General features: G+C 38.0%; 15 protein-coding genes. 7 read left to right on the forward strand and 8 right to left on the reverse strand.

Going from position 1 to position 16,269, the window contains the following annotated elements; genetic code table 11:
* The first annotated feature begins 203 nt into the window (after positions 1–203).
* The 4 genes from H8S88_RS06075 (at position 204) to H8S88_RS06090 (ending at position 4,905) form a co-directional block, all read left to right on the forward strand.
* Positions 204–1,193 carry a lipoate--protein ligase gene (locus H8S88_RS06075; protein WP_014713327.1) on the forward strand — a complete coding sequence of 330 codons (990 nt, stop codon included), beginning with the start codon at positions 204–206 and terminating at the stop codon, positions 1,191–1,193.
* Positions 1,194–1,411: 218 nt separating this feature from the next.
* The gene (locus H8S88_RS06080) at positions 1,412–3,421 is read left to right on the forward strand and encodes a DUF1430 domain-containing protein (RefSeq protein ID WP_125336112.1); all 2,010 of its coding nucleotides are present in this window, start codon (positions 1,412–1,414) and stop codon (positions 3,419–3,421) included.
* A 1-nt stretch (position 3,422) separates the two neighbouring features.
* Positions 3,423–4,049, forward strand: a complete 627-nt coding sequence (locus tag H8S88_RS06085; protein ID WP_045759461.1) for a putative bacteriocin export ABC transporter — start codon at positions 3,423–3,425, stop codon at positions 4,047–4,049.
* A 214-nt stretch (positions 4,050–4,263) separates the two neighbouring features.
* Complete coding sequence (locus H8S88_RS06090; protein WP_125336111.1) at positions 4,264–4,905, forward strand: hypothetical protein; 642 nt, start codon at positions 4,264–4,266, stop codon at positions 4,903–4,905.
* 85 nt (positions 4,906–4,990) lie between these two features.
* Here H8S88_RS06090 and xerS read toward each other — a convergent pair whose 3' ends face one another.
* The 7 genes from xerS to H8S88_RS06125 form a co-directional block, all read right to left on the reverse strand.
* Positions 4,991–6,061 carry a tyrosine recombinase XerS gene (gene xerS, locus H8S88_RS06095; protein ID WP_125336110.1) on the reverse strand — a complete coding sequence of 357 codons (1,071 nt, stop codon included), beginning with the start codon at positions 6,059–6,061 and terminating at the stop codon, positions 4,991–4,993.
* A gap of 195 nt (positions 6,062–6,256) precedes the next feature.
* Positions 6,257–7,240, reverse strand: a complete 984-nt coding sequence (locus H8S88_RS06100; RefSeq protein ID WP_125336109.1) for an acetylxylan esterase — start codon at positions 7,238–7,240, stop codon at positions 6,257–6,259.
* A gap of 105 nt (positions 7,241–7,345) precedes the next feature.
* Entirely contained in the window at positions 7,346–8,113 is a 768-nt protein-coding gene (locus H8S88_RS06105; RefSeq protein WP_023026815.1) for an alpha/beta hydrolase, read from the reverse strand.
* A 65-nt stretch (positions 8,114–8,178) separates the two neighbouring features.
* Positions 8,179–9,750, reverse strand: a complete 1,572-nt coding sequence (gene ffh, locus H8S88_RS06110) for a signal recognition particle protein (RefSeq protein ID WP_009731038.1) — start codon at positions 9,748–9,750, stop codon at positions 8,179–8,181.
* A gap of 17 nt (positions 9,751–9,767) precedes the next feature.
* Positions 9,768–9,983 carry a hypothetical protein gene (locus H8S88_RS06115; protein WP_023026816.1) on the reverse strand — a complete coding sequence of 72 codons (216 nt, stop codon included), beginning with the start codon at positions 9,981–9,983 and terminating at the stop codon, positions 9,768–9,770.
* Between the two features lie 2 nt (positions 9,984–9,985).
* Entirely contained in the window at positions 9,986–10,318 is a 333-nt protein-coding gene (locus tag H8S88_RS06120) for a putative DNA-binding protein (RefSeq protein WP_003001435.1), read from the reverse strand.
* Positions 10,319–10,475: 157 nt separating this feature from the next.
* Positions 10,476–11,174 (reverse strand): GntR family transcriptional regulator, encoded by a 699-nt coding sequence (locus H8S88_RS06125; RefSeq protein ID WP_061563972.1) that lies wholly within the window; start codon positions 11,172–11,174, stop codon positions 10,476–10,478.
* Between the two features lie 138 nt (positions 11,175–11,312).
* Between H8S88_RS06125 and guaA the strand changes: the two genes are divergently transcribed.
* From guaA to H8S88_RS06140, 3 genes are all read left to right on the forward strand, one after another.
* The gene (guaA, locus tag H8S88_RS06130) at positions 11,313–12,878 is read left to right on the forward strand and encodes a glutamine-hydrolyzing GMP synthase (RefSeq protein WP_048691204.1); all 1,566 of its coding nucleotides are present in this window, start codon (positions 11,313–11,315) and stop codon (positions 12,876–12,878) included.
* Positions 12,879–13,043: 165 nt separating this feature from the next.
* A complete protein-coding gene (locus tag H8S88_RS06135) occupies positions 13,044–13,868 on the forward strand; it encodes an MspI family type II restriction endonuclease (RefSeq protein WP_236128153.1) in 825 nt (274 codons plus the stop codon).
* 24 nt (positions 13,869–13,892) lie between these two features.
* Positions 13,893–15,110 (forward strand): MspI family type II restriction endonuclease, encoded by a 1,218-nt coding sequence (locus tag H8S88_RS06140; RefSeq protein WP_236128154.1) that lies wholly within the window; start codon positions 13,893–13,895, stop codon positions 15,108–15,110.
* A gap of 30 nt (positions 15,111–15,140) precedes the next feature.
* Here the strand turns inward: H8S88_RS06140 and H8S88_RS06145 are convergent, their stop codons facing one another.
* Positions 15,141–16,259, reverse strand: a complete 1,119-nt coding sequence (locus H8S88_RS06145; protein WP_236128155.1) for a DNA cytosine methyltransferase — start codon at positions 16,257–16,259, stop codon at positions 15,141–15,143.
* Positions 16,260–16,269 lie beyond the last annotated feature (10 nt).

Here is a 16,269-nt window from a genome sequence, read left to right on the forward strand (position 1 = left end):
TAAGTAGTACGGACGGCAGCGACCTCTCTTAGAGTTCCATGCCTAAAAATTGAGCTACCTGTCTCAATTTTTCCGAGAAATGTAACGAGTTATCGTTACATTTCTTTTTACTACTTCAGAAAATTCAAGTGAAATTCAACTATTTCTGTCTAATGCTTATCTTACTATGAGTAGGATTTATAAAACGAATTTTTGGAATTACTATGAAATACATTATTAATTATTCAAATGATACTGCTTTTAATATTGCTTTGGAAGAATATGCCTTTAAACACCTCTTGGATGAGGATCAAATCTTCCTTCTCTGGATTAACAAACCTTCCATCATTGTTGGTCGTCACCAAAATACCATCGAAGAAATTAACCGTGACTACGTTCGGGAGCATGGGATTGAAGTGGTTCGCCGGATCAGTGGTGGTGGGGCTGTTTATCACGATTTGAACAATCTCAACTACACCATCATTTCAAAAGAAGATGAAAACAAGGCCTTTGATTTCAAGAGCTTCTCAACTCCCGTGATCAACACCTTGGCTCAACTTGGAGTTAAGGCTGAATTTACAGGTCGTAACGACTTAGAGATTGATGGCAAGAAATTCTGTGGAAATGCCCAAGCTTACATCAATGGTCGGATCATGCACCATGGTTGCCTTCTTTTTGACGTTGATTTGTCAGTCCTTGCAAATGCTCTCAAGGTATCTAAAGACAAGTTTGAGTCCAAAGGGGTTAAATCAGTCCGTGCTCGTGTGACCAATATCATCGATGAGTTGCCAGAAAAAATCACGGTTGAAGAGTTCCGTGACTTGCTTTTGGACTACATGAAGAAAGAATACCCTGAGATGACAGAATACGTCTTCTCGGATGAAGAATTGGCTGAAATTAATCGAATCAAGGAAACTAAGTTCGGTACCTGGGACTGGAACTATGGGAAGTCTCCTGAATACAATGTCCGTCGTGGCACCAAATTCCCAAGCGGTAAGGTTGAAATCTTTGCCAACGTCATTGAATCAAAAATTCAAGATATCAAGATTTACGGTGACTTCTTTGGTATCGAAGATGTTGCAGCAGTAGAAGATGTTCTTCGTGGCGTTAAATACGAACGTGAAGACGTCCTAAAAGCCCTTCAAACCATTAATCTAGGCCGTTATTTTGCAGGTATCACTGCAGAGGAAATTGCTGAAGCAGTGGTGGAATAAAGTCAAAAGAGATTCGCAGTAGCGGATCTCTTTTTTGAAACTAGTTTCACATAGAAATTATTGTTTTAAGAAGGATTTTGTAGTATAGTAAAGGTGGAGAAATGTATTCGTTTACAAAAGTATAAATAAAATTTTAAATACTCAGCAATCACTAAACAAGGAAATTGATTGACTAGCTGAATAATATTTATCTTTGATGCTTTAGAAAGTGTGATGGTATGAAACGTGTCTTTATTATTTTTTCAAACCTTTTCATCACGTGCTTTTTGATTTGGATTGCCTTTATTTCTCCAAATACGGTTATCCACGACAGTCTTCCTGTAGTAGGTGTGGTGAGACAAGAAAAGAGCGTCACATATGAAGACTTATCTTCCAGTTTAGACCGTTTGGCAAGGGAAAATCATAGTATAATTGCCCGTCAGATACAAAGAACAGATTCTAAAGGGCAGGTTGTTTTCACCTATGATATCTACGGAGAGGGAAAACTTCCTCTTGGAATTAAAAGAGAGAAGAAAGAACTGGCTGCCAATGAAAGCCTGCTAAAGAATTATTATGTATTAACAGGTGATTTAGAAACTGAAAAGCTGGATCAAACGCTTCATACCCTTGGTTTCTCACAAACTTTTATAGAGAAACCAAATCCTCTGCAGACCTTTATTGCCTTTTTTGGCTCAGGTTCACAATCACTTGCCTTAGTCATTTTTATCATTAGTTTTAGCGCTTTGACGATTATACAAAAAACACTTGAAATGAGAAGTGCTGGGATTCGATATATTTCAGGAATGAGACGCTTGCAACTTTTCGGACATTCTCTAAAAGATGATAGTATAGAGTTGCTTTTGGGATGTATTGGCGCAAGTATAATGGGTGCTGTTCTGATTTATTGCTTTCAATTGACACCTTTTTCCTATTCCCTCGTCATTTCCAGTAGTATTATTTACAATGGGATTTTACTAATTTTGTCTGTTTTCTTATCCTTCCTCTTTGCATATAGTATTCAAACGATTCATTTAGTCCCCCTTTTAAAAGGGAAGGTTCCATTGAAGCGCATATTGGTTTTCCTCTTTATTTGTCAATTTCTCGCTGTGGCATTAATTGGCCTTGCGATTCATCGAATCAGTATTTATGGATCAGTCTGGCAAACTTACCAAGAGGGAAGTGAGGCTTGGTTAAAACAGTCGAATTGGGTCCAAATTAGTACAAGTCGGGAGGATTTTTCACAGAAAACAAACAAAGAGACGCAAATTGAGAACAGAGCAAAATGGTCTAAGCTCATCGAGTCTGGCATCGAAAATGGTGGTCTTTTAGCTTATCATCACCTCGCATTTTTTGGTTCAAAAGGAGTTATGACGGATCCTAGTACAGGTAAAGAGTTTTCCATCACAGATTACGATCCTCTTGCACGAACTCTCTATGTAACTCCAAATTACCTCGAAATCCAAGGTGTTCCAGTATCTCCTGAAGAAAAAGATCACTTAAATCACCTGCAAGCAGGAGAATTTGGTCTCTTACTTCCGGAAAAATTAAAAGGTCGAGAAGAGGAGATGATCAAACGATATGAAGATTATCTATCTCCTCGAGATGATCAAGGAAATATCACCTTATTAATGAAGGCGCAGGTAACGTATATTCCGAATCATCAAAAACGCTTTATCTACAACAACACACCAATCAGCTATAAGCAATTCTTTACAGATCCTGTTTTAGTGGTTATACAACCTGAAAGTTTTGGAGGCTATGAGAATCCATATTTCACCCACCTAGATTCCTACCTTTATTTTAATGGGCTTCAGAATAGTAAGAAGCTAGTCGCTGAGTATAATCTTGAAAAAAGTGTTAGTCAGTACGACTATGCAGTGGACGTTTACCAGCAAATGGCCCAAAAAATACAAATAGAAAATCTCATGGCGATTGCAGGAGGAGTCTTTGGTATAGCAACCTCTGTTCTTCTTTTTAACACTATGAATTTCCTATATTTTGAAGAGTTTAGAAAACAAATCTTCTTGAAGAAGATTGCAGGTCTGGGATTTGTAAACATTCACCAAATGATTTTGCTCTCAGAAAGTAGCCTCTTGCTATTAGGAAGCCTCTTGGTATTCCTTCTCACTCAAGAATGGTGGATTGCTCTTGTCACTCTCTTGCTATTTATTACTAATGCTTGGTTCATTCTCTTGTACCGGTCTCATAAAGAAGACCACTTGTTAGCCACTGTACTGAAAGGAGCCTAATATGATTAGCGTAGAACATTTAACCAAATCATTTGGCCAACGAACGGTCTTTCAAGATTTGAGCTTGCAATTTACAGAAGGTAAGGTCTATGCTCTGATCGGAAATAGTGGGTGTGGTAAAACAACCTTGCTCAATATCTTGGCGAAGATAGAGCCTTATGAAGAAGGGAGTATAAGCTATCAAGGGCAAGAACTGAAACAAATCAAACAGCATCACTTCTTTAAGCGTGAATTAGGCTATCTCTTTCAAAACTTTGGCCTACTTGAAAACGAGACTATCGCTAAAAATTTAGATTTGGGATTGATTGGTCAAAAATTAACGAAAAAGGAGAAGAAGCAGCAAGAAGAAGAAGTGCTAAAAAAAGTAGGATTGGCTTATCTTGCTCTGGATCAAAAGATTTATGAATTATCGGGTGGAGAGGCACAACGTGTCGCATTAGCTAAAGTTATTTTAAAAGATCCACCTTTAATTTTGGCAGATGAACTAACTGCAGCACTGGATCCAGAAACCTCACAAGAGGTGATGGACTTGCTCTTAATGTTAAAGAATCAAGAGCGTATAATCATTATTGCAACTCATAATCCAGTAATTTGGGAAAAAGCTGACGAAGTGGTAAAACTCAACTAGTCCATGGTTGAAGAATGGTAGGATCTTCTAGATTATCTTTTATAGCTAGCTATTGATGAGGTATGGGCTGATGAAGAAAAAAGATCATGTCAAACAAAAATGTTTAAGAGTTTTCATCAAAAGTTAGTTCATGACACGGCCTCTTATCTTGATATTCAAAAATAATGAGAGTAGAATATAGAGGAAATCTGAACAAAAAAGGGGATCATATTCAATGATGAAAATTCCAGTTGAAAATCTTGGTCTATTTGAACAGTTAGATCGTATAGTAGTGGCTTTTTTTAGCAGGCAACAACCTTCCAGTCCTTATGATTTGAATGTCAGTATTACACAAGGACACCTTGACCAGAAAAAGCAAGAGCTCGAACCATTAGGCTATCAAGCTGTCCAACTACCATTAGGAATGGCTTTAGATAATATCATCCAGCAACCTCATTATAAAAATTTAATCCTTGGCGGACTTGCTCCCGACGAAATTATAGTCAGCAAAGAAGAATTAATGCCTTTTAAAGATATTGTGGACAGTTTTTGTATTATGTACGCTGCAGCGAATAACAGACTGGAAAATGGTAAGGCTTATGAATTAATGAAAGATAAGACGGTTTATTTTATTGGTAAACTATTTACAGATTTTCCAAAAGCTGGTGATGAAATTGCTTATTTAGGAATTGATCGAATAGCGAGCGATGGATCACCATATGAAGCAGTTAAATGCTTTTTAACGAAAGAGAGTGCAGAGAAGTTCAATAGTGAAAAAAGACCTGTCACCCCTGCAAACTTGGCTTATCTAAAATCATTCTGGGGTAAACCAGTAATTATTGAGCCCCATCGTAATTATTGGATCGAATTTTTTTAGAAAGTATAAAAGAGCGTAAGATTCTATCAAAGATCTACGCTCTTTTTCTAACACTAAATATATTACATAATTTATATTATGTATCTCATAAACTATCCAAGGCATTTTTCTGTTCGTCATTTACGATATGCGTATACAAGTCCGTTACCTGAGTGCTGGCATGTCCTAGCTGATGGCTGACCAAAACTTGGGATTTGGTTGCATCATAGAGACGAGTTGCTAGGGTATGGCGAAGCTTGTGGGGTGTCACACGGACTTTGAAGTCTTCTGAATACTTGGCCACCATCTTTTCGACACTAGAAGCATCAATCCGGTTCGGAACACCTCGATATAAGGTTAAGAAGAGTGCTGTATCGGTCTTTTCTGTCTTGTAGCGTTTATCCCGAATAGCGAGATATTGCTCTAAATAAGGCTTAGCAAAGGCAGCGACATTAACCGAGTCACGTTTTCCACCTTTTCGAGTGACGTCAATCACCATCATCTTAAGATTGAGATCTCGAAGATCCAGGTTAACTGCTTCAGAGAGACGGACACCAGAGGCAAGAAGGAGTGCGATAATCGCTAAATCTCGTTCTTTATTCTTATTAAAGGAGGATAAGGCACGATTTGAGAGAGTTTTAGGGTATTCCTCATCTATATATTTCAAAAACCCCTCTGTTTCATCACCTAAAAAGAGCTTTTGCTTGATATTCTCAGCCCGTGCAGCTAAAGTTTCTTTCTTTTTCTTGGTAGCAACCTTCTTCATGACGTTGCGGTAGAAATACGGTTCACCTTGCTCGTTTTCAACTTCTTCGGTCAAATACTTATAGAGACTAGATAGTGCAGAAAGGGTGCGGTTAATCGTTGTTTGGGAAACCCCGTTTTTTGTCGTATTGGCATTGAGCAGAGGACGTTCACGTAAGTAAAGAATAAAGGATTCCATGTCTTTCTTGGTCATGTGCTCCAGAACGTCTAAGGGGATCTCGGCCATGGTGTCAGCATCCGATATACCAGATTCTAAGACCCAGGTGAAAAATCGATCGTATTCCTTTAAGTATTCGTACAAGGTTGTAAAACTGTATGGAACGGCCAGTTTCGATTGGTAATATTCCAATACATACCAGGGCATGACTTGTTTGAGTTTATCAATCCGTTCTAATAAGATCTCGCGTTTCATGTTTTTCTCCAAATCTTTCTATACTAGTAGTATAGCATAGCCAGATATATTTTTCAAGAAAATTATTGTTTTTCGGAAAGATGTTATAGGGGTTATATAGGACTGTTTTGTATCTCTTTCTATACTAGATCCCTTTCAAACACAAAACAATCAGTAAATCTCCCGGATCTACTGATTGTTTTCTTCTGTAACTTATTATTTTTCTACATACTGAAATGGAATCTTGCTACCACAGAGCCAATTATAGACTCGATCATTGACTTGAACATTCATAGCTTCGTGGGCATATTCTGGCATGATTAAATGCTCTTTTGGACATTTTAATCGATTATAAATGGCAAACTGCGTTTCAGGATAACAGACATCATCATCCAGCCCTGTAATCATGTGAACCTGTCCTTTGATGCGATGGGCAAAGTTTTTTACATCAATATAGGCCAATGTCTGAATCAAACGATCTTCGGTTTCGTGGAATGGATCATGGAACTTGAAATAACGGAAAAGCTCGTCATATGCCTCGCTGGTGTTCCCAATCTCCAATACTCGTCTGAAATCTGATAAGAATGGATAAATAGCTACCGTTCGTTGTATACGAGGATTCAATCCAGCAGCAACCAGGGCCAAGGCACCACCTTGTGAGGCTCCATAGCTGGCAAGTTTGCTGTCATCTACTTGAGGAAGGCTGGCTACAATTTCAATTAACTGGTAAAGATCTAAGTAGATATCCTTATAAAAGAGCTCATCTGGACCTTCCACGGCGCCACGGATAATCTGTCCTTTTACCGTATTTCCAAGTGGTGAACGATCTCCGTCGGTTGAAAAGCCTGACTGACCTCTTACATCCATAGTCACAACACCATAGCCGGCTACTGTATAAGGCAGCATGTCAGACCAATCCCAACAACGGCCCATATAGCCATGAAAATGGAAAATAACTGGAACCTTTTGATCCGTTTTTGGGAGAACAACCCGCGCATAAACAAGCCCATCTCGTGTTCCTTTAAAGGTTAATTCATAACAAATCACATTTGGAATGCTGAAATCTTGTTCTTCGAGCTTGTATTCAGGCAGACTAGTAAGGTTTGCTAGGGCTTGATCCCAAAAAGCATCAAAATCTGCGGGAACCTCATCTCGTCCCTTATAATCTTTCATTGTTTCTAATAATTTGGGATCTTTCATATAATCCTCCTTAAGTATGTGTAATCGCTACCAAAAATGTACCATATTTACTTAAGGATTGCAAGAGACAAATAAAAATTACATAACCGAAATTATGTAATTTACTTATAGATTCAAAAATAGACTTAATTGTTTCACTAGATCTGGATTAGTGGGTAAAGCTGAATGATGAGCTTTACGACCGTTTAAATTCACTTCTGTATAGGCTTGTTTCTCAAAAATAGATTGTGCTGCTTGGGCACTAGAAAGGGGGACGATCCCGTCTGATTTTCCAGCAAAGCTACCGACAAAGTTAAGGACCTCTACTTCTTTTTCTAAGCGATGCTTCCATTTTTGAAAATCATCATACATTTCCTGATTGAATTGGTAAGGACTGCCAATAATAGCGAGCTTGCTCACGGTAAGTTTTTTCTTTTCTAAAAAACCACTTTCCAATAAGCCAGTCAAAACTAGTCCACCATTGGAGTGCCCGACTGCCTTGAACTCTGTAAAATAATAGTGATCAAGGAGGTAGGTGATGGCGATCTTAAGGGATTCGATTTGCTGCTTGATATTGCTGTAGCCATCTCGATTGTTCTCGAAGCCAATCACAATCATCGGATTCGGCTCTTTCGTATTCAGTCTTCCCTCCATTTCTATAGAATCATCATTATTGACTTTTATTTTTAAGAGACTCTGTTTTTTTCTAGAAAAGCGATGGAGCATGCGGATGGTTCCGTTGAATCGCTGGATACTGGCTGAACTCCCAGGTACAAAGATGATTGGCCTGATTGGTGGTTTCTTTGACCCTTTAGGAAATTCAAAGGGCTTTCTGTGCGAAGAAAACAGTCTTACAAAGAAACGAATGACTTGTTGAAATAGTTTTTTTAACATCTTTCCTCTAGTAGTAGTTTCTAAAAGAACCCAGAACAGTGTGTTCCAGGCCCTCTTAGAAACGATTATTTCCGTTTTTTCTTATTTTTGCGCATTTGTTTGGCCATCTTGTTCATCGCCCGTTTCATCATGAATTCACCGGCTTTTCCTTTGAGACCACCACCAAACATTTGGCTCATATCAGGCATTCCAGCGCCTCCACCAAGAGCTGACAAGTCAGGCATGCCACCTTGACCCATCATGCCTTCGAGGGCAGACATATCAGGCATTCCACCAGGCATATTCTTCGGCATATTATTTGGATTGAGCCCCATTTGTTTCATCATCTTGTTCATATCGCCAGAGAGGACGCCTTGCATCATCTGTTTGGCTTGATTAAAGTCCTTGATGAATTTATTGACTTCGACAAAGCTATTTCCTGAACCAGCAGCAATCCGACGACGACGGCTTGGATTTAACAAATCTGGATTTTCACGTTCAGCTGGGGTCATGGATGATACGATCGCACGTTTGCGAGCAATTTCTCGTTCATCGACCTTGAGGTTCTTCATGGCTGGATTGTTGGCCATCCCTGGAAGCATCTTGAGCAGGTCTTCCATTGGTCCCATGTTTTGAACTTGATCTAATTGATCGATGAAGTCATTAAAATCGAAGGTATTTTCCCGCATCTTCTCAGCGAGTTCAAGGGAACGTTTCTCATCGTATTCTTGAGAAGCCTTCTCGATCAGCGTCAGCATATCCCCCATACCGAGGATCCGACCAGACATGCGGTCTGGGTGGAAGGTTTCGATATCAGTGATTTTTTCACCAGTACCAGTGAACTTGATTGGCTTCCCAGTAATCTGACGGACAGAAAGGGCCGCACCACCACGGGTATCCCCATCAATCTTGGTCAAGATCACCCCGGTCACTTCGAGTTGTTCGTTGAACTCACGCGCCACATTGGCCGCTTCTTGACCGATCATGGCATCGACAACCAAGAGGATTTCATTTGGCTCAGCAAGGGCTTTGACATCACGCAACTCGCCCATGAGTTTTTCATCGATTTGCAGACGACCCGCCGTATCGATCAAGACATAGTCATTGTGGTTGGCTCTCGCTTGCTCCAAACCTTGACGAACGATCTCCACTGCAGGGACTTCTGTACCAAGTGAAAAGACAGGGACATTAATCTGCTGACCAAGGGTCTTCAACTGGTCGATGGCTGCTGGACGATAGATATCGGCCGCAATCATCAAAGGACGTGCATTTTCTTCCTTGACCAATTTGTTGGCCAATTTCCCAGCAAAGGTTGTTTTACCAGCCCCTTGAAGACCGACCATCATGATAATGGTTGGAATCTTTGGAGATTTGATAATGTCTGCTGTTTCTGAACCTAAAATCGCTGTCAATTCTTCATCGACAATCTTTACGATTTGTTGGGCAGGGTTGAGGGTTTCGATGACCTCATGACCTACGGCCCGCTCACGGACGCGTTTGATGAAGTCTTTTACAACAGGAAGGGCAACGTCGGCCTCTAAGAGGGCTAGACGAATCTCTTTGGTTGCCTCTTGGACATCTGCTTCAGAGATTTTCCCTTTCTTACGAAGATTTTTAAAGACGTTTTGTAAACGTTCGGTTAAGCTTTCAAATGCCATTATTTTCTCCTATTTTTTCAATTCAGTGGAAATCGTCCGAAATGTTGGAAACATTCTAGTTCTTCGGGTGTAACTTCTTTCATGATTTCATTTGGATATCCCCAACAGCTAAAACCTATTTGCATAGCCTTGGAGATATCATTGGGCGAGATAATCTGTAGCCGACTAGGAAATGGTTCCTCTGCAGCTAATAATTTACAGGGTATTCCTTTATAGATGACAAGATTTTCCATGATTACTCCCGATTGTCAATACTTGATAAAATTTCAACCTGCTCTTGTAGAAAAGTATCTTCCGGATAGCGTTCTAAAATCTGATCAAAAATCTGGCTGCGTACAATGTAGTCAGAGTACATATGCAACTTCATCTCATAATCCTCTAGAATCTTCTCTGTCCGCTTAATATTGTCATAAACCGCCTGACGGCTCACTCCAAACTCTTCCGCAATCTCAGCTAAGCTGTAGTCATCTGCGTAATAAAGCTCGATGTAGTTCATTTGCTTGTCCGTTAAGAGCGCTGCGTAAAACTCAAAGAGCGCATTCATTCGGTTGGTTTTCTCAATTTCCATACCTTTCATTATATCAAAAAAGCCCGCCAAAGACTAGCGGGACTTACCTATTTTGTCTCATAAGAAACAAGGAGGTCCGATTTCAAATGATTTAAAACAAGATTGATGTTTACTAGCGAAAGACTCCTGTGAATTACGTAATATAAATTATGTAAATCTAATTATTTTCTAAGTAAAACTCAAAGCGTTCTCCAACATATTGGCTCTTTACATACTCAAAAGCGACACCATTATCAAAATATGAGATTTGAGTCAATCCAAGGATGGCCTGTCCTTTGGGGATTTCTAAATATTCAGCAATCTTCTCTTTGGCTAATCGTGCATAGATGGTTTGTTGAGATTTGCCAATTCGATAGCCGTGCTTTTCCAAGGTTTGGAAGAAATGACTGGTTACTTCTTCTTTCTTGAAGTTCTTGATAAATTTCTCTGGGATGGAGGTAACTTCATAAACGACTGGTATACCATCCGCATAACGAACCCGTTCCATTCGAACAATTGTTTCGGTCTTGTCGATACCAAGCTTATCTACTTCTTGAAGGCTAGGAATGGTACGTTTGTAGGAAATAACCTGTGTCGAAGGGATCTTCCCCTGTGCCTTCATGATTTCAGTAAAACTAGTTGTCCCCCGCATCTTTTCCTGGACGCGCGTGCTAGCGACAAAGGTACCACTACCAACACGGCGCTCCAGTACTCCTTCTTCTACCAAGAGTGTAATAGCTTGACGGAGGGTCATCCGACTAACCTGGAACTTCTCAGCCAAGTCCCGCTCACTAGGGAGGCGCTGTCCAATTTTCCAGATTTTCTGGTCAATTTCGGCTTTAATTTGATCGTGAATTTGTATGTAAGCTGGAATCATCTTGCTACTCTTTCTGTGTGTTATAACCTATTGTAGCGCAATTTTGTTAAATCTTCAATCCTAGTCAGTCTTGATTGGTAATGAAGGGGCTTTTGTGTTAGAATAGAGGAAAAGAATTTTCTAGAAGAAGGGGAAAAGATGACAAACCTATCAACTGATTTGCATGATGTTGAAAAAATCATCGTGCTTGACTACGGTAGCCAGTACAATCAGCTCATCTCTCGTCGTATTCGTGAGATCGGTGTCTTTTCAGAATTGAAGAGTCACAAGATTACTGCAGCTGAAGTGCGTGAAATCAATCCAGTTGGGATCGTTCTTTCAGGCGGACCAAACTCAGTGTATGAAGAAGGATCTTTTGACATTGATCCTGAAATTTTTGAACTTGGAATTCCAATTTTGGGGATCTGCTACGGGATGCAGCTATTGACACACAAACTTGGAGGAAAGGTTGTTCCTGCAGGCGATGCTGGTAACCGTGAATATGGTCAATCTGAGCTTAGCTTGACGGAGTCTTCTGCTCTCTTTGCAGGCACACCAGACAAACAATTGGTCTTGATGAGCCACGGGGATGCTGTTACAGAAATTCCTGCTGACTTTGTTCGTACAGGTACTTCTGCTGACTGTCCGTATGCATCGATTGAAAACCCAGATAAGAAAATCTACGGTATCCAATTCCACCCAGAGGTTCGTCATTCAGTTCATGGTTATGATATTTTGCGTAACTTTGCTTTGAATATCTGTGGTGCCAAAGGTGACTGGACCATGGATAACTTCATCGAGATGCAAATCAAACAAATCCGTGAAAAAGTTGGAGATAAACGTGTTCTCCTTGGTCTTTCAGGTGGTGTTGACTCTTCAGTTGTTGGGGTTCTTCTCCAAAAAGCTATCGGAGATCAATTGATCTGTATCTTTGTAGACCACGGTCTTCTTCGTAAAGGAGAAGCTGACCAAGTCATGGATATGCTTGGTGGTAAGTTTGGTCTCAATATCGTTAAAGCAGATGCTGCCAAACGTTTCTTGGACAAGTTGGCTGGTGTATCTGATCCTGAACAAAAACGTAAAATCATCGGTAACGAGTTTGTTTATGTCTTTGATGATGAAGCAAGCAAGCTAAAAGACGTGAAATTCTTGGCACAAGGAACACTCTACACTGACGTGATCGAGTCAGGTACGGATACTGCTCAAACCATCAAGTCTCACCACAATGTGGGTGGTCTACCAGAAGACATGCAGTTCGAGCTGATTGAACCACTCAATACTCTTTACAAGGATGAGGTTCGTGCCCTTGGTACAGAGCTTGGTATGCCAGACCACATCGTATGGCGCCAACCATTCCCAGGTCCAGGTCTTGCCATCCGTGTCATGGGTGAAATCACGGAAGAGAAACTTGAAACTGTTCGTGAATCCGATGCGATCCTTCGTGAAGAAATTGCCAAAGCAGGTCTTGACCGCGATATCTGGCAATACTTCACTGTTAACACTGGCGTTCGTTCCGTAGGTGTTATGGGAGATGGTCGTACTTACGACTATACCATTGCCATCCGTGCTATCACTTCTATCGATGGAATGACAGCTGACTTTGCCAAAATCCCTTGGGAAGTACTCCAAAAAATCTCTGTACGTATCGTAAACGAAGTTGATCACGTTAACCGTATTGTCTACGATATCACAAGTAAACCACCTGCAACTGTTGAGTGGGAATAATATATAAGAGTAACTTAGGCTAAGAATCCTTGATTTAACAGCATTTTAGTTGTTGTAAATGGTATTTAAATAATATAGATACATTTGGATTGTCGCCAAAGTGTCGCCAAAAGAAGCTCTTAATTAGAGCTTCTTTTGTTATATATAATGAAAAAGAGAAATAAAATGACTTATTATTACTTAAAAAGTGAAGAATCGACTTCAGAAAAATTGAAGTTATATATAGAAAAAAATGTTATTGATAAAAAAAAGGGGAAAATAGAGGATAAATTAGGTGATGCGTTTGAACAATATTGTGAGAATTTATTTTCATCAATAGAATTACTAAACTGTTATAATGGAACTTCTTGTTTAACTGAAGAATATAACATGTTTGATTTTTATATTTTTCAAATACTTCTTAACTTAACTAGTGTTTTCCCCAATCAAATAAATAAGATTAATGCTACAAGAGAAATACCGACTTTAAGCACAGGGGGAAACCCAAAAACAGATTTACTAATCACTGTTAATGAGGGAGATGATGAAATAAAAGTACCTGTAAGTATAAAACAGAGTATGTCTGATAAGGTGAGTATAGCTGAATTTTCAGTTGATACAATTATTAATGAGGTAGGTATAGAAAATCCAAATTTAATAAGTTTAATGAAAAAACATCAATCAGATAGTTCTGCAAAAAATTTTAGCGATCAAGAAAAAAGTACTTTAAAATCAGAATTAAATGTCTATAGAGAAAACTTAGTAAGGTGGGCTTTAACTGGTTCAAAAGAAAAGACTGAAGATATTCGTAATCCAGATTATCTTATTAGATTTAATCTTAATAAATATACAAAAGACACTATAAGTGATATTTGTGTAAAATCTGTTGAGATATTTTCTATGGACGATTATGTAAATAAAACATTGCAATCAAAAGCTGGTTTTGGTACTGGCCTTCGATGGACATATGCAACAGGTTCCAAAGGAAACAAAATACAATTTAAAGGTTAAAAATCATAAGAAGGAATTAATGAGATGTCTTTTAATTTTGATAATCATCAGAAATCGTTATCCGGTTCAGCATCTAATTTAACATTGAATATTATGCTTAATGAATTATTGTTAGTTCCAAGTATAAATATATCAGTTAGTAAGAATTATTCTATAGGCTATGAGGGTTGTAAAAAACAGTTTAAAATGGACTATAAAATTTGTTTTCATGATTTTGATGATGAAGTTTGGTTGATAAAATCAACAAGTTCGATAAGAAGTGATCGTTTATATGGAAATGAATTCTTTGCACAAAATATTAAAATTCTGGATCCAAAAGTGACCAATATTTTTGTAGTTATCCCAGATTCAGTAAATGCTGTAGAGTTAAAGAATAAAAATGATTATTCCATCAAGATTCGTAGTAAAATTTATAAATCGTTTATAGATGACCTGCTAACATTTTCGGAATTAAGAGATAAGATTTTAGCATACGCTTCTTCAAAATTAACTCAAGGAATAAAGTCTAACATTCTTGGAAATAATGCGGAAGATCTGATAGTTAATCTTCTAATTGATAAAAATAATATATTACTATGGAATAATTATAGACAAAATCATAAAACAATAAAATCCAGTACCTACAACTGGTTCCTTAAAATACTTTTAACCTCGGGTTTCAATAAAACAAAGAATAAAACAATTGAAAGAATAATTGCTACAAATATAATACCTAATTTAAATAATGGAGGTAAACCTAAAACGGATGTGATGTTTACTGTACTTTCAAATGGGATTGAGGAGTCAAAAACTATTAGTATAAAGCATACCCAAGAGCGTGTAGTAACGATTCATGAGGGAGATGTCGAAGATGTTATCAAAGCATTAAAACTTCGTCCAGACTCTCCATTATCTCAGGCGTTGAGGAAATTCCAACATTTCGGTAGTTTTAAACTTCTTTTGGAAAATGATCATAATGCATATAATGTACTAGAAAATCAGCTTCACAAATATAATAAAGAGTTGGCATTGTTATTTTTGTTTGGAATTAACAGCCCTTTAGTAAACAATCCGATCCAGATTCCTGACATGATTTTATATACTAGCAATTTTGAAGTATTCTCTAGAAATAATTTCATAATTAATTATATAGAAAAATATGCTTCTAGCGGGCAGTTAAATACACCTTTTAAATGGACGTATCCAAGTAAAAAACGGGGGAAAAAAATTCAAATCAAAGGTTTTACAAATAATCAAAAATAGCGGAGTATTCTCCGCTATTTTTGATTTGTATCAAATTAGAAAGTGTTTCATTTTATCTGCAACTGCTTTTATCATTGGAACAGCTACAGAATTCCCAAATTGTTTATACATTTGCGTTCTTGAAACAGGTACTTTAAAATCATCGGGAAAGCCCATTAATCGTTTACATTCCAATTCACTATATAAGCGTAATCCCGTTTCCCCACCTATAACAAATGTTCCCGTTAAACGCTGAATTTTATGATAACTAGCAACTAATGTATTAACTTGTATGTCACTGTATTTATCAATAATTTGGGGTTTTCCGTCATTTTTTTTAAATAGATAAGTTTCTTGCAGATGTTTTGAAATAGAATACCCTTCGGGATTTTCTTCAAGTATAGTACCTACTGCTACTTTCTCATTGCTTCCTTCTGGAAATTCAAAATCATCTACTTTTAAATCTGGTCGAAATCCTACAATAATAATTCTTTCTCTCCTTTGGGGCAATCCAAATCGCTGTGCGTCTAGGATTTTATAAAAAACTGAATAACCTAGCTCATTTTTTAAGGATTTTAGAATTACTTTAAAAGTATTGCCGTTATCATGAGTAACTAGTCCTTTAACATTCTCAAGTAAGAAAGCTTTTGGTCGTTTTTCTTTTAAGATTCGAAGTACATCGAAAAATAAAGTTCCTTGAGTTTCATGTGTAAAGCCTTCTCGTTTCCCAATATGACTGAATGGTTGGCAAGGAAATCCAGCTAGAAGTATATCGTGATCAGGTATATCCTTCTCATTAATTTGAGTAATATCTCCATCTGGTTTTTCACCATAGTTCTCCTCGTAAGTCTTTGAAGCAAACTTATCCCATTCAGAGCTGAAAACGCATTTAGTGTTAGTATCTTCAAATGCTTTTCTTATTCCACCAATACCAGCAAATAAATCTATAAACCTAATTTTATTTTTAGAAACATCATGTTTATCATTTGATCTCTTTGTTTCTAATCCAAGTTTAATTAAGTTTGAGCATTTTTGACTAAAGTTTTTACAATCATCTATATTAAGTGAGTCAATTGCATCAATTTCATCTTGAGTAAGATATATGTTTTTCATTATCTTTTTATTATTTATTGGTTTTCTGCCGGCTCCATTTCTAATGCCACCTTTCATGTATCCTTAC

The organism is Streptococcus sp. GS001, assembly GCF_021595565.1.
Classification (GTDB): domain Bacteria; phylum Bacillota; class Bacilli; order Lactobacillales; family Streptococcaceae; genus Streptococcus; species Streptococcus xiaochunlingii.

Bases quoted from the DNA above. Each gene is read 5' to 3' on its own strand.
- H8S88_RS06075 (WP_014713327.1), top strand. From the start codon at position 204: ATGAAATACATTATTAATTATTCAAATGATACTGCTTTTAATATTGCT.
- H8S88_RS06080 (WP_125336112.1), top strand. From the start codon at position 1,412: ATGAAACGTGTCTTTATTATTTTTTCAAACCTTTTCATCACGTGCTTT.
- H8S88_RS06085 (WP_045759461.1), top strand. From the start codon at position 3,423: ATGATTAGCGTAGAACATTTAACCAAATCATTTGGCCAACGAACGGTC.
- H8S88_RS06090 (WP_125336111.1), top strand. From the start codon at position 4,264: ATGATGAAAATTCCAGTTGAAAATCTTGGTCTATTTGAACAGTTAGAT.
- xerS (WP_125336110.1), bottom strand. From the start codon at position 6,061: ATGAAACGCGAGATCTTATTAGAACGGATTGATAAACTCAAACAAGTC.
- H8S88_RS06100 (WP_125336109.1), bottom strand. From the start codon at position 7,240: ATGAAAGATCCCAAATTATTAGAAACAATGAAAGATTATAAGGGACGA.
- H8S88_RS06105 (WP_023026815.1), bottom strand. From the start codon at position 8,113: ATGTTAAAAAAACTATTTCAACAAGTCATTCGTTTCTTTGTAAGACTG.
- ffh (WP_009731038.1), bottom strand. From the start codon at position 9,750: ATGGCATTTGAAAGCTTAACCGAACGTTTACAAAACGTCTTTAAAAAT.
- H8S88_RS06115 (WP_023026816.1), bottom strand. From the start codon at position 9,983: ATGGAAAATCTTGTCATCTATAAAGGAATACCCTGTAAATTATTAGCT.
- H8S88_RS06120 (WP_003001435.1), bottom strand. From the start codon at position 10,318: ATGGAAATTGAGAAAACCAACCGAATGAATGCGCTCTTTGAGTTTTAC.
- H8S88_RS06125 (WP_061563972.1), bottom strand. From the start codon at position 11,174: ATGATTCCAGCTTACATACAAATTCACGATCAAATTAAAGCCGAAATT.
- guaA (WP_048691204.1), top strand. From the start codon at position 11,313: ATGACAAACCTATCAACTGATTTGCATGATGTTGAAAAAATCATCGTG.
- H8S88_RS06135 (WP_236128153.1), top strand. From the start codon at position 13,044: ATGACTTATTATTACTTAAAAAGTGAAGAATCGACTTCAGAAAAATTG.
- H8S88_RS06140 (WP_236128154.1), top strand. From the start codon at position 13,893: ATGTCTTTTAATTTTGATAATCATCAGAAATCGTTATCCGGTTCAGCA.
- H8S88_RS06145 (WP_236128155.1), bottom strand. From the start codon at position 16,259: ATGAAAGGTGGCATTAGAAATGGAGCCGGCAGAAAACCAATAAATAAT.